Consider the following 21,476-nt stretch of genomic DNA (forward strand, 5'->3'; position numbering starts at 1 on the left):
ATGACCACGTGGACCGAGCAGCGCCGCCTTCGTCGGCGCCGGCGGCGGCGGATGGAGGAGATCGTCGGCTGGCTCGTGGTGCCGCCTATGCTCGTCGGCCTCTGGTGGGGCGGCACCTACGTCTATGATACGTTCAAGGAGCCGGCGATGGCCGTGATCACGGCGGCCAAGGCCATTCAGGCCAAGGGCTTGAACAGCCGCGAGCCCTGAGCCCGCAGTCAAGGCCGGTTTCACCGGTCTTGATGCCAGCCGGCGCCGGAGCGCATGAAGGTCCTCGTTACAGGCAGCGCCGGCCACCTCGGCGAGGCGCTCGTGCGGTCGCTGCGCGCGGCGAACCACACGGTCGTCGGCCTTGACCGGCTGGCAACGCCTTTCACCGATGCCGTCGGCTCGATCACCGATCGCCGTTTCGTCCGCAGGGCGCTGGCGGGCTGCGAGGCTGTGCTGCATGCAGCCACCCTGCACAAGCCGCACGTGGCGACCCACAGCGCGCAGGACTTCATCGACACCAACTTGACCGGCACCCTCAACCTGCTCGAAGAGGCGGTTGCGGCCTGCGTCGGTGCTTTCGTCTTTACCAGCACCACCAGTGTGTTCGGCCGGGCGCTGACACCGGCCCAGGATCAGCCAGCGGCGTGGATTACCGAGGACGTCGTCCCCGTTCCCAAGAACATCTACGGCGTGACCAAGGCGGCGGCGGAGGATCTCTGCCAGCTGTTCCACCATGAGCATGGGCTGGCCTGCCTCGTCTTGCGCGTGTCGCGCTTCTTCCCGGAGGACGACGACAGCGAGGCCGTGCGGGCGCGATACGAGGCCGACAACGCCAAGGTGAATGAGTATCTCCACCGCCGCGTCGATCTGGAGGACGTGGTGAGCGCTCACCTGTTGGCGATCGAGCGCGCCCGGACCATCGGCTTCGTCCGGCTCATCGTCAGTGCCACCACGCCGTTCGCGCCGGGCGATCTGGCCGCGGTGCGCCACGATGCGCCGTCGGTCGTCCGCCGGCTCGTCCCAGGCTACGAGGCGGTCTATGCCGGCCGCGGATGGCAGATGTTTCCCTCCATCGACCGCGTCTACGTCAACGCACGGGCGCGGCACCTGCTGGGGTGGCGGCCGCGACACGACTTCGCCGGCATCGTCGGGCAGTTGCGCGGCGGCGGCTCCCATTGGAGTGCGCTCGCTCGCACCATTGGCGCCAAGGGCTATCACGCCCAGCGCTTCGACAGCGGCCGTTACCCGGTCGACCGCTAGAGTATTTTGCCATCGGATGGGATCATCCAATGGCAAGAAATGCTCCTAACTTTTTGAATCTGGTGCGTTTCTTTTGCGATTGGGTGAGTCCCCCACCCAAGCGCAAAAGAAGCGCTCCTAGAGCGGCGGAGGCTTCGAGGGCATCGGAGCTGCTGCGCTAGCTCTTTGTCTTAGCACCGAATTGCACCCGGACCGGTGCGGCGCCGCCGGCGTCTGGCTCCGCCGGCGTTCGCTCTTGGGCCCGATTGGCCTGGATCAGCCCTGCAGCACCTTGCGCAATTCCTCTGCCTGCGCGGCGAGCACCTCGGGCTTGGCCATTTCCTGGGCCGGCGGCCTCAACTCGACGCCGTTCCAGCGCGGCAGGACGTGGAAGTGCGTGTGGAACACCACCTGTCCGCCGGCCGTCTCGTTGGCTTGCACGATGGTGATGCCGTCGGCCTTCATGGTGTCCTTGGCCGCGAGTGCGACCTTCTTGACGGTCCGCGCCACGGCGGCCAGGTCTTCCAGCTCGATGTCCAGCAGATTGCGTGACGGCGCCTTGGGAATGACGAGCACATGGCCGTCCGATCGCGGCATGATGTCCATGAAGGCGAGCGTCAGCTCGTCCTCATACACCCGGTGGCACGGCAGCTGCCCCTTGAGGATGGCTGCAAACACGTTCTTTGGATCGTAGGTTGACATCCGGCATCCCCATCACCCCGAGTGGGCACGATTGCTGACGGTTTTGCAAGGCCGGGGCAACAGGTCAACCCTGATGGCGGGCGCTACTCCTCCTCCACGTCCACCTGCTTGAACGGCGTCATGCCCTCCAGCTCTCCGTGCACGGCGTTCACATAGTTCGTCTCGCGCTTCAGGTAGTCGGCGATGGCGCGCTTGAGCGATGGATCGGCGATGTCGTGGGCGGAATAGGTCATCACCGGGCGATAGCCGCGCGCCAGCTTGTGCTCGCCTTGCGCTCCGGCCTCGACCCGCGCAAGGCCGCGGGTGATGGCGAAGTCGATCGCCTGATAGTAGCAGACTTCGAAGTGGAGGAACGGGTGCTGCTCGATGCAGCCCCAGTGCCGGCCGTACAGCACGTTGGCGCCGATGAAGTTGATGGCGCCGGCGATGTAGCGGCCGCCGCGCTTGGCCATGACCAGCAGCACCTGGTCCGCCATGCTGGCGCCGATCAGCGAAAAGAACGAGCGCGTCAGGTAGGGCCGGCCCCATTTGCGCGAGCCGGTGTCCTCGTAGAACGAGAAGAAGGCATCCCAATGGGCCTCGGTGAGCGCCGCGCCGGTCAGCTGCTCGATCTCGATGCCGGCCGCCACCGCGTCGCGGCGCTCCCGGCGGATGGCTTTGCGCTTGCGGGAGGCCAGCGCGTCCAGGAAGGCGTCGAAGCTCGCGTAGCCTTCGTTGAGCCAATGGAATTGCTGGTCCTGCCGCCGCAGGAAGCCCGCGGCGCCGAGCTCCTCCCATTCCTCCTTGGGCAGGAAGGTCACGTGCGTCGACGAGGCCCCGGTCTGTTGCATGAGGGCCCGCAGCCCCTTGATCAGTGCCGTCCGCGCCGGCGCCGCCTGCGGGCCCGGCTTGACCAGCAGGCGGTGCCCGGTCGCCGGCGTGAACGGCACGCTGACCTGGAGCTTGGGATAATAGCGTCCGCCCGCCCGCTCATAGGCGTCGGCCCAGCCCTGATCGAAGACGTACTCGCCGCGTGAGTGGGACTTGAGATAGCATGGGGCCGCGGCCACGATGGTGCCGGCGCCATCCTCCACGGTCACGTGGACCGGCGCCCAGCCGGTCCGGCCCGTGGCCGAGCCGGAGGCTTCGAGCGCGTGAAGAAACGCGTGCGATATAAATGGATTGCGCGGATCTTCTAAGAGATCGACAGAGCATCCCGCAGGTGGTGCTATCGCGGCATCGGGGCGCATGGCGCAGGCGTCCCAGGCCGCGGCCGGCACCGACTCGATCGCGGTGGCCACCTTGACCGTCGGCGTGAACGGCGCCGCCCCCGGCGCATCAAGGGCCATCAGGCGGATCGTCCGGTGAGCTGCTGCATGGGCATAGTCCATCGCCTCGCTCGCCCTCCGTCAATGCGAGGTCTTGGCGCACGGGGTGGCGGGGCCGGATCAAGGCCTGAACCCTTCGAAGATCATCTGATCGGCGCCGAGCGCGGCCCGTTCGCGATCGGCGGTCGTCCGAACCGTCCAGGTGAGAACCGCCATGCCGAGATGACGGGCGACATTCGTCACGGGTGACGGCAGATCGCCGACGCGCCAGGCGATGAAATCCGGGCGCGACCGCTCCAGATGCGACAGCCCGGACAGCGAGGCCCGGCGCGCGGCGCCGAGCCCTTGCCACTCGTCCTCGCCGTAATGGGCTTGCGCGACGATGCCGCGCAGCCGCGTCGGCGCCAGCTCGCGCAGGGCCGCCACGACCTCGTCGTCGAACGACATCAGCGCAACGTTGGCGGGGGCCGCAGCAACGATGCCGGCAACCCGGCGGGCCAGCGCCAGGTCGCCGTCGAAACGGCTCTTGATTTCGACCAGCAGCGGCACCCGCCCGCCGATGGTGTCGAGAAACGACGCGAGTGTCGGGATGGTCTCGCCCGGGGCATCCGTGTAGGCGACGCGCCCGAGCTCGGCGACGGTGCGGTCGCGAACCGCGCCGTGCGCATCGCACAGGCGGTCCAGCGTGTCGTCGTGGAAGACGACGGCCTCGCCGTCCCGGGTCAGCTGCACATCGCATTCGATGCCATAGCCGCCCGCCATGGCGGCGGTCGCTGCCGCGGCGGTGTTCTCGACGCAGCCGCTCGGCCGTCCGTGCAGGCCGCGGTGCGCGACGGGCCTCGCCGTGAGCCAGTCCGGCCAGCCGGCCATGGCTCAGGCGATCTCGAACATGGCTTCGACCTCGACGGCCGCATCGAGCGGCAGCTCGGCGACCCCGACGGTGGAGCGGGCGTGCCGGCCGCGGTCACCGAGCGCGGTGACCATCAGATCCGAGGCGCCGTTCATGACGGCGGCGAGCGCGGCGAAATTGGGCAGGGCGTTGATGAAGCCGCCGAGCCGCACGCACCGGGCGATCTGGTCGAGATCGCCGATCGACGCCTTGACCTGGGCCAGCACGTTGATCGCGCAAAGCCGCGCCGCCGCCTGGCCGTCCTCCAATGACACCTCAGCCCCGAGCTTGCCGCGGTGCGTGTCGGCGAGCGCGCCGTCGAAGCCGGTGCAGAGCTGACCGGAGACGACGAGCAGCGCGCCGGTGCGCACGCACGGGACGTAGTTGGCAAGCGGCGCGGCCGGTGTCGGCAGCCGGATGCCGAGCTCGGCCAGGTTCGCCTCGATTTGACCCATTTGTGCTCCCTGTGATGTGTCGGCCGGACAAGCTGTCGCGCGCCCGTTGCAAGCCGCCGAAGCGGCCTCTACCTTCGCCGCAACTGAGGAGATTGCATGACGACCGGATCGCGTCGAGTGCTGGGTGGGGTCGTTCCGGCCACGCCCCTGGTGCGCATTGCTGGGCTGGCATGCGCGGCGGTCGGCCTGGCCATGGGGTCGGCGCGGGCCGAGACGGCGCCGCAGCCGGCCGCCGCTCCCGTACCCCCCATCGTGCTCGCCGGCCACATGGCCGTCTACGATCTGTCGCTGGCGTCGAGCAAAGGGGCGCGCTCGGTGATCTCCGTGCGGGGCCGCATCGCCTATGATTTCGGCGGCGACGCCTGCGAAGGCTATCCTCTGTCCTTCCGGCAGGTGAGCGTGGTGGAGCCGAGCGAAGGCGAATCGCGACTGTCCGACCTGCGCAGCACGACCTTCGAGGAGGGCGACGGCTCAGGCTTCAAGTTCCGGCAGGAGACGCAGGCGGGTGCCAGCACGGCCAGCCTCGTCGACGGGCACGCGGAGCGTGCCGATGGCGACCACACGGTGATCGAGCTGTCGAAGCCCAAGCGTGACCGCCAGACCGTCGAGGGTGAGGTGCTGTTTCCCTCCCAGCACATGAAGCGCCTGATCGAGGCGGCCAAGGGCGGCCAGAGCACCGTCGCCGTCAAGGTGTTCGACGGATCGGACGACGGGCGCAAGGTGTTCGACACCCTCTCCATCATCGGCAAGCGCATCGAGCCGGGGCGCGCCGACGGCCTCGAGCCCGCGGCGCTCAAGGCCGGCCTCGACAAGATCGCCCGGTGGCCGGTGACGATCACCTATTTCACGCCGGGCGAGGGCGAGCGCACGCCGATCTATGCGATCTCGTTCGATATGTTCGAGAACGGCATCAGCGGCGCGCTCAAGCTCGACTACGGCGATTTCGTCGTGAAGGGGGACATGAAGACCCTCGACCTCAAGGCGGCGTCGAAAACCTGCCAGCGCTGATCACGCGGCGAGCTATTCGGGCTTCGGCTTCAGCGCACCCCGATCCTTGAGCACGATACCGCGGATCACCGCTTCGGCGCCGAAGCGGCCGCGGAGCGCGTCGATGGCGCGTTCCGTCCTGGCGTCCCGCTGCGAGGTGGTGTCGGCGAGATCGCCCTGGTCGGCGAATTCCCCGGGGCCGAGGTCGCCCGCGCCGATGCCGATCAGACGAAAGGCCGTCCCGTCGCATTCCTGGCCGAGGAGCTCGCGGCCGACGTCGAACAGCCGCCGCGCCAGCTGGGTTGGCGGCAGGCCCGAGCGCGACCGGGTGCGCAACTGGAAGCTCGCGGTCTTGAGTTTGAGCGTAATGCTCGACCCGGAGTAGCCGGACGCCTTGAGCCTCGTGGAGACCCGTTCGCACAGGCGCCACAGGACCGCTTCGAGCTGCTCGCGCGAGCGGATGTCGTCCTCGAAGGTGGTCTCGGCCGAGACCGACTTCGCCTCGCGTTCCGGTATCACCCGGCGCTCGTCGATGCCGCGCGCCAGGCGCGACAGGCGCGCTCCCTCGTTGCCGAGGAGCGCCATGAGCGACGCCGGCGACTGTGCTCGCAGATCGGCGATGGTGTGCAGCCCCCGCTCGGCCAGCCGCCGTTGCGCCGCCTTGCCGATGCCGGGGATCAGGGTGACGGACCGCGGGCCCAGAAAGTCGACCGCGTCGGCGCGCCCGATCACCGAGAAGCCGCGCGGCTTGTCCAGATCCGACGCGACCTTGGCGAGGAACTTGTTGTAGGACAGGCCGACGGAGACGGTGATGCCGATGTCGCGCTCGACGTCCCGGGCAAGACGCATCAGCGTGGCTGCGGGCGGCGCGTGATGGAGCCGCTCCGTTCCCGACAGGTCGAGGAAGGCCTCGTCGATCGAGATCGGCTCGACCAGCGGCGTCAGCGCCCGCATCATGGTGCGTACCTGGCGCCCGACGTCGGCGTATTTCGCCATGTTGGGGCCGATCACCACCGCATCCGGGCAGGCCTTCAAGGCCTTGAACATGGGCATGGCCGAGTGGACGCCGTACGTGCGCGCCACATAGCACGCCGTCGAGACCACCCCCCGGCGTCCGCCGCCGACGATGACGGGCTTGTCGGCGAGCGAAGGGTTGTCGCGCTTCTCGATGGCCGCATAGAAGGCGTCGCAATCGATATGGGCGATGGCGAGCTCGGCGCGCTCGGCATGCAGGACCAGGCGAGGGCTACCGCAGGCCGCGCACCGGCCATGACGCGCGGGGGCGGCATCGGCCAGGCAATCGCGGCATAGCGCGCGCCCGGGCTCGCTCACGGGCCGTGAGCCTGTCCGGCGCCGGCGAGGAGGCCGTGCGCCTGCGCGACCGCTTCGGGACGAACCTGCGCGTCGGCCGCGAAGGCGAGCAGCAGGCTCTCGTCCTCGAGCAGATGCGTCAGGACGGCGGCGAGAAAGCCCGGCTGGCCGGCGGCGGCGCGGATGTCGTGCGGGGCGATCCCGGTCAGCGCCAGGAAGCGGCCGATTCGGTCGGGCTCCTGGGCCAGGAAGGTGAGGGCGGAGACGGCCAGGTTCTCGGCCCACCCCCTGGTTGGAGGAAGACGTTTGCGTTCGATGTGCATCGGTTTGCGTTTCGTTGACGTCTGAACTCTAGATGTTCAACTGAAGATGCCGCAAGGCAAGCGGCGAGTCGCGGCGACCACGTCGTGCTCGCCGGCCGGAGCGCTTCCCGACCGCGTGACGCCACCGGTCGGCGAGAGGCGCCCCGTTCGGAGACGGAGCCCATGCCGGCCGGATGAGTCCCGTCCGCTCGGCCCAGGCGCCAAGGATCGTCCCATGGCCAAGACCATCCTCATCGTCGAGGACAACGAGCTCAACATGAAGCTCTTCAGCGACTTGCTGGAGGCGCACGGCTATCGGACGCTGAAGACCGCCCACGGCATCGATGCCATGGAACTGGCCCGGTCGGATCGACCCGATCTGATTCTCATGGACATCCAGCTGCCGGAGGTGTCCGGCCTGGAGGTGACGCGCTGGCTCAAGCAGGATCCTGACCTCAAGGCCATCCCGGTCATCGCCGTGACCGCCTTTGCCATGAAGGGCGACGAAGAGCGCATCCGCGAGGGCGGTTGCGAGGGCTACCTCTCGAAGCCGATCTCGGTCAGCAAGTTTCTCGAGACGGTCCGCAACTATGTCGGGCCCGCCTAGATCCGTTTCCGTTGGAACGTCCGCCGCTCCGGGCGTCACGGTAACGGCCTCTTAACCATAGGCCAGATTGCCTGTGGGCGGCGCCGGCGGGTGATTGCTTTCGCCGCACGGCCCGCTAGGTTGGTCGCGACGCAACGGGTCCGTGGACCCGTATGCCACGCCCCAGCCCTACGGATGCTAGGTCCGCCGCATCTCCTGGCTTCGTGGGGTTAGGCCGGTCCGGAGGCGTGTGCCTGAACTCCAGGCGCCGCCTCCGGCCGGCCACCTTATGCCTCCCGTTCTTCGCTCGCACGCTATGCCCCGACGGAGCGTCGCAGCGCTAAGTCCCGGTTAACCTCGCCCGTGTCGAATGCCCTTGCGATCGCTTCGATTCGCGGCACCCGGACGAGTAGCATGGGCAACGTTGTACAATTTCAGCTGCGGCCTTCCCCCGATCACGACGATATCCCCGAAGTCGACCTCATCACCGCGGTCGACGTCGCCATTCGCGACCTGCGCGACATCGCGCGCCAATGCCCGGCTGCGACCGCGCGCGAGCAGGCCAACGCCTGCCGGCTGATGCTGGAGCGGGCCTACGAGGCGGCCGTCCGCTAGAACGCTTGGGTGGAATTTCGCCGTTGGATGGCGCCGTCCAATGGCGAAATGCTCGATCGAACGATCCTTGAGCACGTCCCGATCGGGACGTGCTCTCAACTCTTCGAATCCGGAGCGCTTCGCTTGCGATCGGGTGCGGACCGGCCGTCAGCGGCAGCCGAGCGCCCGCTCCTCGGCCCTGATCTGCCGCACGCTGGCGCTCTGGCGGGCGGACAAAGGCACGTCCGCCTCGTCGTCGTAGGCGCAGCCGGCGTTGCCGAAGGCGCGGATGCCCCGGCTGGTCTTGAAGCAGTAGCCCGCCGCCTTGAAGATGGCGTTGCGCTGATACCAGAGGTCGTCGCAGACATCGGCCGACGCCGCGGTCGTCGCGGCGACGACGAAGGCGGCGGCAAGCGCTGCGGCGCGTGAGCGGGGCAGCGAGACAAGCTTGACCATATGAACGCCCTCCTGAACGACAAAACCGCCCCTTAGGGCGGTTTCAACGCGACGCGAGCGGGGTAGGCCGACTCACTTGATCTTGGTTTCCTTGAACTCGACGTGCTTGCGCGCGACCGGGTCGTACTTCTTGACGCTCAGCTTGTCGGTCATCGTGCGGGTGTTCTTCTTGGTGACGTAGAAATAGCCGGTGTCGGCGGTCGACACGAGCTTGATCTTGATGGTGACGGCCTTGGCCATGATCGAACCTCTGGAGGAGCCGGCGCGCTAGCCGGGCCTGCCACGGCCGTGTCACGCGCGCTACGCAAAAGGGCCGGCGAACCGGCCCGAAAGATGGCACGGACATGCCGTATCGCGCCGCGCGTGTCAAGGGCCGGCGGCGCCGGTCATCGGGAGGCGGTGCCGAGGCGCAGACCCGCGACCACGACGTAAAGCGCGAACAGCAGCGCCAACGTGACGGCAAACCCGTGCGGCATCATCAGGTCCATGCCGACGCCGACGAGGGGAGGGCCCACCATCAGCCCCACGTTATAGAGCACGAGGAACGCGGCATTGGCGCCGGCCAGGTCTTCGGGGGCGGAAAAGCGCTCGCCCAGGTGCGCCAGCCCCACGGTGTACAACGCGGTGCCGATGCCGCCCCAGATCACCAGCAGCGCCTCGAACAGCAGCGGCGTGCCCGCTGCCCAGGGCAGCAGGCCGGTGGCGAGCGCGCCCACGACACCGACGACGAGCAGCAGCACGCGGCGGTTCATGCGGTCCGACACCAGTCCGATCGGCAGCTGCAGCAGCACGCTGCCCAGCGCCACCAGGCTGACGAGGAAGGCGGCGTCCGCCGGGCCGTAGCCCAGCCGCAGGCCATAGATCGGCAGCAGGCTGAAGCCGCCGGTCTCGACGGCGCCGAAAACCAGCACGGCGACGGTGGCGGCGGGCGCGGCGAGCACGAAGAACAGCGTGCCGTGCTTTGAGTGCGTCTCGAGCGTCGGCGTGTCGTCGCGCGCGCGGGCGAGCGGGATGCCGGCGACGCCGAAGAGCAGGGCGCCGACGACGTAGGGCGCCCAACCGCCGGTGCCCACCACGGCCAGCACGGCTGGGCCGGCGGCGAAGCCCAGCGACAGCACCGTGGCGTAGAGGCCCATGACGAAGCCGCGGCGCGACGGCGGCGCAGCCGCGTTGATCCAGAACTCCGAGAGCACGAACAGGGCGCCGAGGGCGGCTGAAAAGGCGAAGCGGAACAGGAACCACGCCGGCAGCCAAGGCACCGCCTTGAAGGCGAGCAAGGAAAGCGCCGACAGCGCGATCGCGGCCGCGATCAGCCGGCCGACGCCGAGGCGGGCGGCGAGCCGCGGCACGAACGGCAACGTCACGATGGCGGCGAGGCCGGCCGTCGCCGTGTTCACGCCGATCATCACGCTGGAGACGCCCATGCGCTCCATTTCGAGCGACAGCAGCGGGATCGACAGGCTCAAGCCCACGCCGACGATCGACACCATGACGATCGCCGTCGAGATGGCGCGGATGTTGAGCGCCGACTCACCCGCGGCTGCCGCGGGCCGCACGCTCGGATCGTGGACGACTGGCGCGGCGCTCGCTCGATTCTCGGCCTGGCTCACAGCTCCTCGCGCTGGAAGGCGCCGCCGCGGGCATAATAGAACGGCACCGGCAAGGCGTGGCCGAAACCGGCCTCGGTGCGCTTGTCGAGCTCCTTCAGCACGACCGTGGTGATGGACGGCAGCTCCAGCTCGAGGGCCTGCTCCAGCTCCACCCAGACCAGCTCGGTCAGCTCGCTGTCCGGCGTGACGATGCCGTCGATCCGGTGCGCGATCGCATTGGCATCGACGGCGAAGAAGCGCGTATCGAAGCGCTTGGGCCGCCCCGGTGGCGTGATGGCCCTCGCGACGAAGCGCAGCGGCTCCAGGTCCGGCACGACGCCGTGCGCGATGAACTCGCTCCACGGGCCGTCCGGAACGCGCGCCGGCCTGTCGCCGTCGACGCGCCGGCCCAGCAGCAGCCCGGTCTCTTCGAAGGTTTCGCGGATCGCCGCGAGCGCCAAGGCCCGGCCCCGCGTCAGCGACGGCTTGACGGTGCGGGCGAGCAGCTTCTCGCCCACCGTCGGGTGCAGCGGATTGCTGGCGGCCATGAAGCGGTCGTTGGTCTCGATGCGGCCGCCCGGGAAGACGAACTTGCCGGGCATGAACTTGTGCCCGGCGTGGCGTCGGCCCATCAGCACCTTGGGCTCACGCCCGGATCTGTCGATGATGATCAGCGTCGCGGCATTGCGCGGCCTGATCGTCGGCCAGCGCGGTTCGTCCTTCTCGCTGTTGGTGAGCGCAACCGTGTGTTCCGTCAAAGCCCCGTTCCTCCCGCCCGGTGCCGACGCGTGCTGCCGCCGGTCCGGGTACCGTTCATTATGTCCGCGCCGGGCCTAGATGTGTCAGCCCGCCTTGCCCGTGCGGTCGCGATCGGCCATGTGCGCCTCCTCGTCGACGCCGCCGAAGCCGTGCATGCCATTGGCCCATTGCAGGCCGACGACGGCACCCTTCACCGGTTGGAGGAGCAGGAGCGACAGTACCACCGTCACCGTAGGCCAGAGGGCCATGTGCAGCCATGCCGGCCAGTCGGAATAGGTTTCCGCTGCGAGAATGCCGGAGCCGACGATGTGGCCGACGATGACGATGACCAGATAGGGCGGCAGGTCGTCGGCGCGGTGATGGTGAAAGGCCTCGCCGCAGGCTGGGCAGTGATCGTTCACCTTCAGGAAGCGTCCGAACAGGCGGCCTTCGCCGCACGCGGGGCAACGGCAGGCAAAGCCGCGCTTGATGGCGCTCCACACGCTTCGGGGGCCATGCGACGTCATATGGAGGGTCATGGTTCGTCCGATGGTCCACGCCGGGGACTGCGGCCCGGCGCCTGCTTGGGGCGTGCCGCCGCTCTGGCGCCGGTCGCCGGCTCCGCGGCGGCCTTGCCGTCGCGGTGTTTCGCCCGGCTGCCTTTTGCCGGTCGGCGGGTCGGCCGAGTAGCGCGTTCGGCCGCTCCGCCGGGCCGGCGCCGCACCTGCTTGGCGGCGCGGCGGCCGGCAGACTCGAGCTCGAAGCGCAGGGCGCCGGCCACGGGTGCCGCTTCCACCAGCCGGACACGCACCGGGTCGCCCAGGCGATGCATCTCGCCGCTGCGGTTGCCGACCAGCGCGTGCAGCCCCTCCTCGTAGCGAAAGAACTCGTCGCCGATGGTGGAGGCGGGGATGAAGCCGTCGGCGCCGGTTTCCGCCAGCTTCACGAACAGGCCGGCGCGGGTCACGCCGGAGATCTGGCCGTCGAAGCTCGCCCCGATCTGGTCGGCCAGATGGTGGGCGATCAGCCGGTCGATGGTCTCGCGCTCGGCTGCCATGGCCCGTCGCTCCGCCGCCGAGATGCGCGCGGCGACCTCGGCCAGGCCCTCGGTGGTGGTCGATTCGGGTAAGCCGTCGCGCCCGAGCTTCAAGGCCCGAATCAGCGCCCGATGCACGATCAGGTCGGCGTAGCGGCGGATCGGCGAGGTGAAATGCGCGTAGCGGCGCAGGTTGAGGCCGAAGTGGCCGTAGTTCTCGGCCGCATACTCCGCCTGGGCCTGCGAGCGCAGCACCACCTCGTTGACGAACGTCTGGTGCTCGCTGCCGGAGACCTGGGCGAGGATGCGGTTGAACAGCTCCGGCTTGAGCGCGCCCGCCTTGGGCAGGCGGATGGCGATCGACGCCATCACCTCGCCCAGGGCTCGCATCTTCTCGATCGAGGGCTCGTCGTGCACCCGGTAGAGCAGCGGCTGCTTCGTCCGCTCCAATGTCTCGGCCGCGCAGACGTTGGCGAGGATCATGAATTCCTCGATCAGCCGGTGGGCGTCGAGGCGCGGCGGGATGATGACGCGCTCGAGGCGGCCGTCCCCGTCGAGCACGAGCTTGCGCTCGGGCAGGTCGAGCGCCAGCGGGCCACGCTGGTCGCGCGCCCGGGCGAGTGCCCCGTAGGCCGCCCACAGCGGCTTGAGGACCGGTTCGACGAGCGGACCGGTGACGTCGTCGGGCATGCCGTCGATCGCCGCCTGGGCCTGCTGGTAGGAGAGCTTGGCGGCCGACCGCATCATCACGCGGTGGAACGAATGGTGCAGCTTGCGGCCGTGGGCGTCGATGACGATGCGCACGGCGAGCGCCGGCCGGTCCTCGCGCGGACGCAGCGAGCAGAGATCGTTGGAGATGCGCTCCGGCAGCATCGGCACGACGCGATCCGGAAAGTAGACGGAATTGCCGCGCTCCACCGCCTCGCGGTCGAGGGCCGAGCCGGGCCGCACGTAGGCCGCCACGTCGGCGATGGCGACCGTCAGCACGAAGCCGTCCTGGTTGCCGTCGTCGTCATCGGCGACGGCATGGACGGCGTCGTCATGGTCCTTGGCGTCGACCGGATCGATGGTCACCAGCGGCAGCTGCCGCCAATCCTCGCGCCCCTCCAGGCCGAGGGGCTCGGCCCGTTCGGCCTCGGCCAGCAGCGCCGACGGAAACACGTGCGGAATGCCATGGGCGTGGATGGCGAGCAGGCTGACCGCCTTCTCGGAGGCCAGCGAGCCCAGGCGTTCGCGCACCCGCGCCGAAGCCGGGCCCATGCGCCCCTGGCGCGACACGGCGACCGCCACCAGGTCGCCCTCGCGGGCGTCGCCGGTGTCGCCTGGCCGGATGGCGATCTCCCGGCCCAGGCTCTTCTTGTCGATCGGCTCCAGCCGGCCGCCGCCATCGGGCAGGGCGCGAAACACGCCCAGCACCTGGGATTTCGCTTTGCCCAGGAGCTTGATGACGCGGCCCGTATAGGCCGCGCCGTCGTCCGTATCGTTGCGCTCGACCCGCAGCAGGGCACGGTCGCCGACGCCGGGGACGGGCTGGCCGGGTCGCGGCCGCCGCGGCATGGCAATGACGATGATCGGAGCGTCGCCCTGCTCGTCGGCGTCCCATTCCGCCGGCTTGGCCACGAGCTCGCCGTCCGCATCCCGCCCGGTGATATCAGCCAGCACGACCGGCGGCAGCTCCGCCGCCCGGTGCAGGACACGGCCGCGGCGCGCCAGATGGCCGTCGTCCTGCAGCTCCCGCAGCATCCGCTTCAGCCAGATGCGCTGGCCGCCGCCGATGCCGAAGGCGCGGGCGATCTCGCGCTTGCCCACCTTGCCCTTGGCGGCTGCAATGAAGGCGAGAACGTCGTCGCGGCTGGGCGTCGGCGAGCCGGCGTGTGCGCGCCGCGCGGCCGCCCGGGAGGCGGCCTCGTCATCATGAGTGGGGACGGAAGAGGCGGTCTTGCGCGGGCGGCTCGTCAAAACGGATCCAGGGCAGCCGGGGCGTGGTCCCGTGCACCATCGCCCGGGCATTCGTTGGCCGATGCCCCTACATGGGCCTAATCGTCGCCAAAGTCATCCTCCTGCGGCGTTGCCGCAACCTACCCGCGGAGCGGCGACCCGCGTCAGCCCGCCGCCGGGAGCGACGTGTCGAGCGCCTTCGCGACATCGACCGGTCGGGGCAGCACGCCGAAACTGACGGCGAGATCGGCAGCGGCCTGGATCTCCGTCGTCAGGGCCTGGTCGATGACGATCGGTGCGGCCCGCGTGTTGTCGAACGCGCGCAGCACGATGTCCTCGGGCATGCCCGTCAGCTTGGAATTGTAGGCCGCGTAGGCGGCCCTGTTGTCGTCCACCCAGACGAAGCCCTTGTTGATGCGCTCGCGCAGCTTGGCGAGCTCGGCCGGCCGCTCGCGGATCGCGTCCAGCGTGGCGACGAGGAAGGTCACCGAGGGCGTCAGGCCACCACCTTGCACGAGGACGCGGGCGCCGGCGCGCAGGATGACCTGGGACACGAACGGCTCCCAGATGGCCCAGGCGTCGATGTTGCCGCTGGTGAAGGCGGGAAGCGCCTCGGGCGGTGCCAGATAGCGGATCTTCACCGCGTCGGCATCGACGCCGGCCTGCTTGAGGGCCGCCAGGATCAGGAATTGCCCCCAGCCGCCGCGCGTGCCGGCGATCGTCTTTCCCCGCAGGTCGGCCACCGTCCTGACCGGCGAGTCCTTGGGCACGACGATGGCCTGGGTCGTCGGCCCCGAGCGCGTGCCGCCGATGGCACGGATCGGCGCCCCCGCGGCGAACACGGTGAGGAACGAGAAGTCGCCGGTGTAGCCGACATCGAGGGCGCCGGCGTTCATGGCTTCCAGGATGGGCGCTGCGCTCTGGAACTCGCTCCAGCGCAGCTCGAACGGCAGATCGGAGGCTTGGCCCGAGACCTCCAGGAGCGACCGCAGCCCACCTTTCTGGTTGCCGACGCGCAGGCCCTTGTCGGCCAGCGCGTAGCTGCCGCCCAGCGGCAGGGCGGCCGCGCCGAGCCCGCCGAGGGCCGCGAGGCCGAGATCGAGCGCTGCCCGGCGTGTCATCAGCCCGCTCATCGCGCCGGCTCCTCGCCGTGGATGATGAAGCTCTCGACGCCGAGCCTTCGATCGGTCGTGAGCGGCGCGCGGTCGATTGCCATGGAAGCCCCGGTGGTGCAGCGGATCGGGTCGTGGCGGCGACCGTCCGGGGTTCGCTAGGCTACGTCAAGCTACTCGAAACAATATGAAAATTTCATCTCCCCAGACCGCGTCGGGCGAGCATGGAAGGGGTGTTGGCGGCTGTCGTCGGAGATGTTTGTTTGCCGCCGGGCGACGGCCGGCTTCGGAGCCGGTCGTGGTGCGGGTCCGGAACCGATGCATCGCCGCGACGTCGCGCGCGACGATGGGTCTCGGCCGACCGCATCAGCCCTCCGTCGACTCCTTCACCTGCGCCTTGGGCTTGGCCGCGGCTGTCTTGGCCGCGGCTGTCTTGGCCGACGGCGCGCGCTTTGCCGGCGCCTTCTTCGCTCCGGTCTTGGCGGCGTTGGTCTTGGCGGCATCGGTCTTGCCGGCGGAGGCCGTCTTTGAGGTCGCCTTGGCCGTGCCGCTCTTGCTCGCGCCACTCTTGGCCGCGGCCCGCCGGGCGGGCTTCTTGGCCGGCCCGGCGGCGCGGCGGGCGGCAAGCAGGGCGACCGCCTGCTCTTCGGTCACGGCGTCCTGCGCCACGTCCTTGGGCAACGTGGCGTTGGTCGTTCCGTCGGTGACGTAGGGCCCATAGCGACCGGCCTTGACCGTGATCGTCTGGCCGGTCGTCGGGTCGGTGCCGAGCTCGCGGCCGGGTTCGGCCGCAGCACCGAACCGGCGGCCGCCGCCCTGCTCCTTGGCGACGATCAGGTCGATGGCACGGTTGGCGCCGATGGTCAGCGCGTCCTCGGTCTTGCCCAGGTTGGCGAACGTCTTCTCGTGCTGCACGTAAGGGCCGAAGCGGCCGATGCCGGCCAGGATAGGCTGGCCCGAGGTCGGGTGCTTCGCCACCTCGCGCGGCAGCGAGAGCAAGGCCAGCGCCATCGCAAGATCGACGGTCTGCGGGTCGGTGCCGCGCGGGATGGATTGCCGCTTGGGCTTCTCCCCCTCGCCGAGCTGGGCGTAGGCGCCGAAGCGACCGTCGCGGATCGTCACCTCCAGACCGCCGTCCGGGTCGGTGCCGAGGCTGCGCACGCCGGGTCGTGCCCCGTCGCCGCCATTCTCCGCGTCGTTGCTCTGGGCGAGCTGGCGCGTGTAGCGGCATTCCGGATAGTTCGAGCAGCCGATGAAGGCGCCGAATTTTCCGAGCTTGAGCGAAAGCTGACCCGTGCCGCAGACCGGACAGCCCCGCGGATCGCTGCCGTCCGCTTTGGCCGGAAAGATGTGCGGCCCGAGATAGGCGTTGAGCGCATCGAGCACCTGGGTCGTGCGCAGCCCCTTGGTGTCGTCGACGGCGGCGATGAAATCGCGCCAGAAATCGCGCAGCACCGCCTTCCAGTCGATCTCGTTGTTGGAGACGCGGTCGAGTTGCTCCTCCAGATCCGCGGTGAAGTCGTACTCCACATAGCGGAGGAAGAAATTCTCCAGGAACGCGGTGACGATGCGGCCCTTGTCCTCCGGCATCAGCCGCGTCTTCTCGAGGCGGACGTAGTCCCGGTCCTTGAGCACCTGCAGCACGGAGGCATAGGTCGAGGGCCGGCCGATGCCGAGCTCTTCCATCCGCTTGACCAGGCTCGCCTCGGAATAGCGCGGCGGCGGCTCGGTGAAGTGCTGGGTCGCGGCGATGGATTTCTTGGTCAGCCGCTCGCCGACCTCCATCGGTGGCAAACGCCGGCTCTCCTCATCGTCGTCGCCGTCGTCGCGGCTTTCCTGGTAGAGCTTGAGGAAGCCGTCGAACTTGACCACCTGTCCGGTGGCGCGCAGCTCCAGGTCGCGGGCGCCGGCCTTGGCGGCGATATCGACGGTCGTGCGCTCGAGCAGGGCCGATTCCATCTGGCTCGCCACCGTGCGCATCCAGATCAGCTGGTAGAGCTTCGCTTGCTCCGCGTCGACGACCCGGGCGACGTCGGCGGGCTTGCGCGCGAGGTCGGTGGGGCGGATCGCCTCGTGCGCCTCCTGGGCGTTCTTGGCCTTGGCCGTGTACTTCCGCGGCCCGGGGGGCACGTAGGGAGCGCCGTACATCTCGCCGATGACGCGCCGCGTTGCAGCGATGGCTTCCGGCGCCATGTCGACACCGTCGGTCCGCATGTAGGTGATGAGGCCGACGGTCTCGCCGCCGATCTCCACGCCCTCGTAGAGGCGCTGGGCGTGGCGCATGGTCACCGCCGGCGCCATGCCGAGCTTGCGCGACGCCTCCTGCTGCAGCGTCGAGGTGGTGAACGGCGGATAGGGGTGGCGCTTGGCCGGCTTGGCTTCGACGTTGGCGACGGTGAAGCTCGCGTTGTCGAGATCGCGCCGGAAGGTCTCGGCCTCGGCCGCCGTGCCGACGTCGAGACGGGTGATCTTCTTGCCGTCGGCGCCGACGAGGCGGGCCTCGAACTCGGCGCCCACCTTGGTCGCCAGCTTGGCGATGATCGACCAGTATTCGCGCGCGACGAACGTCTCGATCTCGCGCTCCCGGTCGCAGACGAGGCGCAGCGCCACCGATTGAACACGTCCGGCCGACCGCGCGCCGGGCAGCTTGCGCCAGAGCACCGGGGACAGGGTGAAGCCGACCAGATAGTCGAGCGCCCGGCGCGCGAGGTAGGCATCGACAAGGGCCTGGTCGATAGCACGCGGCGCGGCCATCGCCGCCTCCACCGCGTCCTTGGTGATGGCGTTGAAGGTGACCCGCTCGATCGGCATGCCCTTGAGCAGGCGACGCTGGTTCAGCGCCTCGACCACGTGCCAGGAGATCGCCTCACCTTCGCGGTCCGGGTCGGTGGCCAGGATCAGCTTGTCGGCGCCCTTCACCGCCCGGGCGATGTCGGCGACGCGCTTGGCGCCCCGGTCCTCCAGCTCCCAGACCATGGCGAAGTCGTGCTCGGGATCGACCGAGCCATCCTTGGCCGGCAGATCGCGCACGTGCCCGAAGGAGGCCAGGACCTCATAGTCCTTCCCCAGGTACTTATTGATGGTTTTCGCCTTCGCCGGGGACTCGACGACAACGACTTTCATGGGCTGGGATCTGCTCGGTCAGGGGGCGACGGGGCGGCCGCGCCGGGGCGTTCGGGGCGGGATGAATGGGTCAAAGCCCGGGCGCTGTCAAATAGCGTCAGAGCACCGATCCGCAAGGGGCTGTGTGGCGCCGTTCGGTTGCCGATCATCGGAACAACCTCGCCGCGTAGGGTCTATCGCCTTGATCTGGCGTCGATATCCGGGCTCGCGAGGGTGTCCGCATCTGGGTCTTGCGCCTTAGACGAGCGGCAAGGCCCGCTCGAGCAGGCGGGGCGCCAGGTCGCCAAGGCCGTTGGCGCCCCAGATGCGCCGGGGGGCGGCCAGCCGTGTGCGCGCATAGGCGTCGGCGATCTCGGGCAGCGCGGCCCTGCGCAGGGCGGCTGCGGCGGCCAGCGTCGCCAGGCGATCGGTGGCAAGGCGGGCCTGCCATTCGGGATCGGCGCTGCGCACGGCCGAAGCGATCTCGGCGACCGCCTCGGCGGCGCCAGGCAGGCCGCGCGTCTCCTCAGCCAGGGCGGCGACCACCTCGGCTGCCGCCTGCGGCTCACGGCCGGCGGCGCGCAGCACGTCGAGCGCCATGACGTTGCCGGAGCCTTCCCAGATGGCGTTGAGCGGCGCCTCCTTGTAGAGGCGGGCCATCGGGCCCTCGTCGACGTAGCCGTTGCCGCCCAGGCATTCCAGGGCTTCGTAGATGAACCCGGGGGCCGCCTTGCAGGTCATGAACTTGGCCGCCGGCGTCACCACGCGGGCGAAGGCGGCTTCACGCTCGTCGGCGAGCGTGCCGTCGAAGCTGCGCGCCAACCTGAGCGTCAGCGCGGTGACCGCTTCGAGCTCGAGCGCGAGGTCGGCCAGCACGAGCGTCATCGCCGGCTGGTCCACCAGCATCCGGCCGAAGGCCATGCGGTGACGGGTGTGGTGGATGGCGAGCGCCAGCGCCATGCGCATCAGCCCGTTCGAGCCGCTGACGCAATCGAGCCGCGTGAACTGCACCATCTCGATGATGGTGCGCACGCCGCGTCCCTCGTCGCCGACGCGCCAGCCGAAGGCGCCGGTGAACTCCACTTCAGACGATGCGTTCGAGCGGTTGCCGAGCTTTTCCTTGAGCCGCTGGAAGCGCAGGGCGTTGACCGCGCCGTCGGGCCGGAAGCGTGGCACCAGGAAACAGGTCAGGCCGCCCGGCGCCTGGGCCAGCACCAGAAAGGCGTCGCACATGGGCGCCGACATGAACCACTTGTGGCCGGTGATCTCGTATTCGTCGCCGGTCACCGGAGCGGCCGTCGTCGTGTTCGCCCGGACGTCGGTTCCGCCCTGCTTCTCCGTCATACCCATGCCGATATTGACCGAGCGCTTCTCCCAGAACGGCAGAAAGCGCGGGTCGTAGCTGCGCGAGCGGACCAGCGGCAGCCATTCGCGCATGCGCTCCGGCGCGTTGGCGAGGCTGGCGAGCGACGCGTGCGTCATGGTGAGCGGGCAGACGTGGCCCGCCTCCACGCCCGAGATCACCATCAGCCGCGCGGACCGGGCCACATGTCCCTGGGGCCCTGTGTTGCTGCCCTCCACCGCGTCCCATGTCGACGAATGGAGCCCCGCCTCCATGCTCGCCGCCATCAGCGTGTGGTAGGCGGGATGGAACTCCACCTGGTCGGCGCGCTCGCCGCGGGCGGTGTACGTCTTCAGCTTGGGTGGGTTCTCGTTGGCGAGCCGGCCCAGATCGAGCCGCTCGGCCGTGCCCCAGGCCTCGCCGAACGACAGCAGCCCGTCCTCGACCGGGTCGACGCCGTTGGCGACGAGATTGTCGAGCAGCGGCCGGTCGAGCGTGACGAGATTGACGTCGACGAAGGGCGGCGCCTGGTTGAACACCTGATGCGTGTCGTAGGCGGTCGGCGCGACGGACTTGGTCACAGCGGTCATCGGGGCGTTTCCTGGCAATGGTTCATGACTGAACCATACGTCGGCCGGTTGTCGGCGCAAGCGGCGATCCGCTCCGTGCCTGTGACCGCGCTCCGGTGTAAGAGACAGCCGCGGCTTCTGGAACGCATTGCGATTGGGTGGACTCACCCAATCGCGAGAAAGCGCTCCAGATTCGAAATGCTTAGGAGCCGCCCGCGCTTCGGTGACAGACCGGAGAAGCCGATACCGACCATCGTTGCCACAAGGTCCCCCCATGTCCGACACGCCTTCAGCTTCGACCGCCGACCACCCCGCCATTGCCGCCGGACGCACGGCCGTCATCACCGGCGGTGCGAGCGGGATCGGGCTTGCGGCCGCCAAGCGCTTTGCCGCCAAGGGCCTCCATCTGGTGCTGGCCGACGTGGACGGCACAGCGTTGGAGCGCGCCGAGGAGGACGTGCGGGCGGCGTGCGGCGGCGCCGTCGGCGTCCGCATCGTGCCATGCGACGTCAGCGTCGCGGCGGATCTGGAGCGCCTGAGGGACCTCGTCTTCGCCGACGCGGACGTCGCCGTGCTGATGAACAACGCCGCCGTCGGCGGCTTCAACGGTGAGCCATGGGCGGGCCTCGACCGCTGGCGGCGGCTCATCGACATCAACCTGTGGGGCGTCATCAACGGCGTGCAGGCCTTCGTGCCCGCCATGCTGGCCAAGGGGGCGCCGGGTGTCGTCATCAACACCGGCTCCAAGCAGGGCCTGACCAATCCGCCCGGCGCCTACGCCTACAACCTGGCCAAGGCGGGCGTGCGGACGTTCACCGAGGCCATATCCTACGAATTCGGCCGCATCCCCGATTGCCAGCTCACCGCCCACCTGCTCATTCCCGGCTATACCTACACCGGCATGACCAGGGCCGCCGGCAAGCCGGTCACCGAGAAGCCGCCGTCGGCATGGACGGCGGAGCAGGTCGTCGACTTCATGCTGACGAGCCTCGGCCGCGGCGACTTCTATATCCTTTGTCCCGACAATGACGTGCCGCGGGCGCTCGACGAGCGCCGCCTGCAATGGACGGCCGACGACATCATCGACAACCGGCCGCCGCTGTCGCGCTGGCGCCCGGACTACAAGGACGCGTTCGAGGCGTTCATCCGCCAGCCGCCGCGGTGATCGCGGAGCGTCCCCCGATCGGATGAGGTTATCCGATCGGCGAGGGCGGCCGCCTGAGCTGTGGAC

The 21,476-nt window shown here is 69.3% G+C and carries 21 protein-coding genes; 6 read left to right on the top strand and 15 right to left on the bottom strand.

Annotation, left to right across the window (positions count from 1 at the left end; translation table 11 throughout):
* Positions 1 to 210: a hypothetical protein gene (locus ACZ5PO_RS27960; protein WP_464185414.1), complete on the top strand. Its 210-nt coding sequence runs from the start codon at positions 1 to 3 to the stop codon at positions 208 to 210.
* Between the two features lie 54 nt (positions 211 to 264).
* Entirely contained in the window at positions 265 to 1,251 is a 987-nt protein-coding gene (locus ACZ5PO_RS27965; RefSeq protein WP_464185415.1) for an NAD-dependent epimerase/dehydratase family protein, read from the top strand.
* A 255-nt stretch (positions 1,252 to 1,506) separates the two neighbouring features.
* Here the strand turns inward: ACZ5PO_RS27965 and ACZ5PO_RS27970 are convergent, their stop codons facing one another.
* From ACZ5PO_RS27970 to ACZ5PO_RS27985, 4 genes are all read right to left on the bottom strand, one after another.
* The gene (locus tag ACZ5PO_RS27970; protein ID WP_464185416.1) at positions 1,507 to 1,932 is read right to left on the bottom strand and encodes an HIT family protein; all 426 of its coding nucleotides are present in this window, start codon (positions 1,930 to 1,932) and stop codon (positions 1,507 to 1,509) included.
* Positions 1,933 to 2,015: 83 nt separating this feature from the next.
* Positions 2,016 to 3,260, bottom strand: coding sequence for a GNAT family N-acetyltransferase (locus ACZ5PO_RS27975; RefSeq protein WP_464197068.1), 1,245 nt, complete (start codon positions 3,258 to 3,260; stop codon positions 2,016 to 2,018).
* Positions 3,261 to 3,359: 99 nt separating this feature from the next.
* The gene (locus tag ACZ5PO_RS27980) at positions 3,360 to 4,109 is read right to left on the bottom strand and encodes a glycerophosphodiester phosphodiesterase family protein (RefSeq protein WP_464185418.1); all 750 of its coding nucleotides are present in this window, start codon (positions 4,107 to 4,109) and stop codon (positions 3,360 to 3,362) included.
* A gap of 3 nt (positions 4,110 to 4,112) precedes the next feature.
* Positions 4,113 to 4,583, bottom strand: coding sequence for a RidA family protein (locus ACZ5PO_RS27985; protein WP_464185420.1), 471 nt, complete (start codon positions 4,581 to 4,583; stop codon positions 4,113 to 4,115).
* A 96-nt stretch (positions 4,584 to 4,679) separates the two neighbouring features.
* On the opposite strand from ACZ5PO_RS27985, the gene ACZ5PO_RS27990 reads away from it, so the two are divergent.
* The gene (locus ACZ5PO_RS27990; RefSeq protein ID WP_464185421.1) at positions 4,680 to 5,591 is read left to right on the top strand and encodes a cell envelope integrity EipB family protein; all 912 of its coding nucleotides are present in this window, start codon (positions 4,680 to 4,682) and stop codon (positions 5,589 to 5,591) included.
* Between the two features lie 12 nt (positions 5,592 to 5,603).
* Here ACZ5PO_RS27990 and ACZ5PO_RS27995 read toward each other — a convergent pair whose 3' ends face one another.
* Positions 5,604 to 6,902 carry a DNA polymerase IV gene (locus tag ACZ5PO_RS27995; protein WP_464185422.1) on the bottom strand — a complete coding sequence of 433 codons (1,299 nt, stop codon included), beginning with the start codon at positions 6,900 to 6,902 and terminating at the stop codon, positions 5,604 to 5,606.
* Positions 6,899 to 7,204, bottom strand: a complete 306-nt coding sequence (locus tag ACZ5PO_RS28000) for a DUF3572 domain-containing protein (protein ID WP_464185423.1) — start codon at positions 7,202 to 7,204, stop codon at positions 6,899 to 6,901. Before ACZ5PO_RS28000 ends, ACZ5PO_RS27995 begins: the two co-directional genes overlap by 4 nt.
* A gap of 214 nt (positions 7,205 to 7,418) precedes the next feature.
* Between ACZ5PO_RS28000 and ACZ5PO_RS28005 the strand changes: the two genes are divergently transcribed.
* Positions 7,419 to 7,790 carry a response regulator gene (locus tag ACZ5PO_RS28005; RefSeq protein ID WP_464185425.1) on the top strand — a complete coding sequence of 124 codons (372 nt, stop codon included), beginning with the start codon at positions 7,419 to 7,421 and terminating at the stop codon, positions 7,788 to 7,790.
* 393 nt (positions 7,791 to 8,183) lie between these two features.
* Positions 8,184 to 8,384 (top strand): hypothetical protein, encoded by a 201-nt coding sequence (locus ACZ5PO_RS28010; protein WP_464185426.1) that lies wholly within the window; start codon positions 8,184 to 8,186, stop codon positions 8,382 to 8,384.
* Positions 8,385 to 8,531: 147 nt separating this feature from the next.
* Here the strand turns inward: ACZ5PO_RS28010 and ACZ5PO_RS28015 are convergent, their stop codons facing one another.
* The 9 genes from ACZ5PO_RS28015 to ACZ5PO_RS28055 all read right to left on the bottom strand — a co-directional run bounded on the left by ACZ5PO_RS28015 (position 8,532) and on the right by ACZ5PO_RS28055 (position 20,266).
* Positions 8,532 to 8,819 (bottom strand): YARHG domain-containing protein, encoded by a 288-nt coding sequence (locus ACZ5PO_RS28015; RefSeq protein ID WP_464185429.1) that lies wholly within the window; start codon positions 8,817 to 8,819, stop codon positions 8,532 to 8,534.
* Positions 8,820 to 8,891: 72 nt separating this feature from the next.
* Positions 8,892 to 9,059, bottom strand: coding sequence for a 50S ribosomal protein L33 (gene rpmG / locus ACZ5PO_RS28020; protein ID WP_188608529.1), 168 nt, complete (start codon positions 9,057 to 9,059; stop codon positions 8,892 to 8,894).
* A gap of 146 nt (positions 9,060 to 9,205) precedes the next feature.
* On the bottom strand, positions 9,206 to 10,375 hold the full coding sequence (locus ACZ5PO_RS28025; RefSeq protein ID WP_464185430.1) for an MFS transporter: 1,170 nt from the start codon (positions 10,373 to 10,375) through the stop codon (positions 9,206 to 9,208).
* A gap of 50 nt (positions 10,376 to 10,425) precedes the next feature.
* Entirely contained in the window at positions 10,426 to 11,166 is a 741-nt protein-coding gene (locus tag ACZ5PO_RS28030) for an NUDIX hydrolase (protein WP_464185431.1), read from the bottom strand.
* A gap of 84 nt (positions 11,167 to 11,250) precedes the next feature.
* Positions 11,251 to 11,685 (bottom strand): DUF983 domain-containing protein, encoded by a 435-nt coding sequence (locus tag ACZ5PO_RS28035; RefSeq protein WP_464185432.1) that lies wholly within the window; start codon positions 11,683 to 11,685, stop codon positions 11,251 to 11,253.
* Positions 11,682 to 14,141: a ribonuclease R gene (gene rnr / locus ACZ5PO_RS28040; protein WP_464185434.1), complete on the bottom strand. Its 2,460-nt coding sequence runs from the start codon at positions 14,139 to 14,141 to the stop codon at positions 11,682 to 11,684. Before rnr ends, ACZ5PO_RS28035 begins: the two co-directional genes overlap by 4 nt.
* A 143-nt stretch (positions 14,142 to 14,284) precedes the next feature.
* Positions 14,285 to 15,253, bottom strand: coding sequence for an ABC transporter substrate-binding protein (locus ACZ5PO_RS28045; protein WP_464185436.1), 969 nt, complete (start codon positions 15,251 to 15,253; stop codon positions 14,285 to 14,287).
* 345 nt (positions 15,254 to 15,598) lie between these two features.
* A complete protein-coding gene (topA, locus tag ACZ5PO_RS28050) occupies positions 15,599 to 18,355 on the bottom strand; it encodes a type I DNA topoisomerase (protein ID WP_464185438.1) in 2,757 nt (918 codons plus the stop codon).
* A gap of 237 nt (positions 18,356 to 18,592) precedes the next feature.
* Positions 18,593 to 20,266: an isovaleryl-CoA dehydrogenase gene (locus tag ACZ5PO_RS28055; RefSeq protein ID WP_464185439.1), complete on the bottom strand. Its 1,674-nt coding sequence runs from the start codon at positions 20,264 to 20,266 to the stop codon at positions 18,593 to 18,595.
* Positions 20,267 to 20,519: 253 nt separating this feature from the next.
* On the opposite strand from ACZ5PO_RS28055, the gene ACZ5PO_RS28060 reads away from it, so the two are divergent.
* On the top strand, positions 20,520 to 21,410 hold the full coding sequence (locus ACZ5PO_RS28060; RefSeq protein WP_464185440.1) for an SDR family NAD(P)-dependent oxidoreductase: 891 nt from the start codon (positions 20,520 to 20,522) through the stop codon (positions 21,408 to 21,410).
* The last annotated feature ends 66 nt before the right edge of the window (positions 21,411 to 21,476 follow it).

This window comes from Chelatococcus sp. KU-N122 (assembly GCF_055391085.1).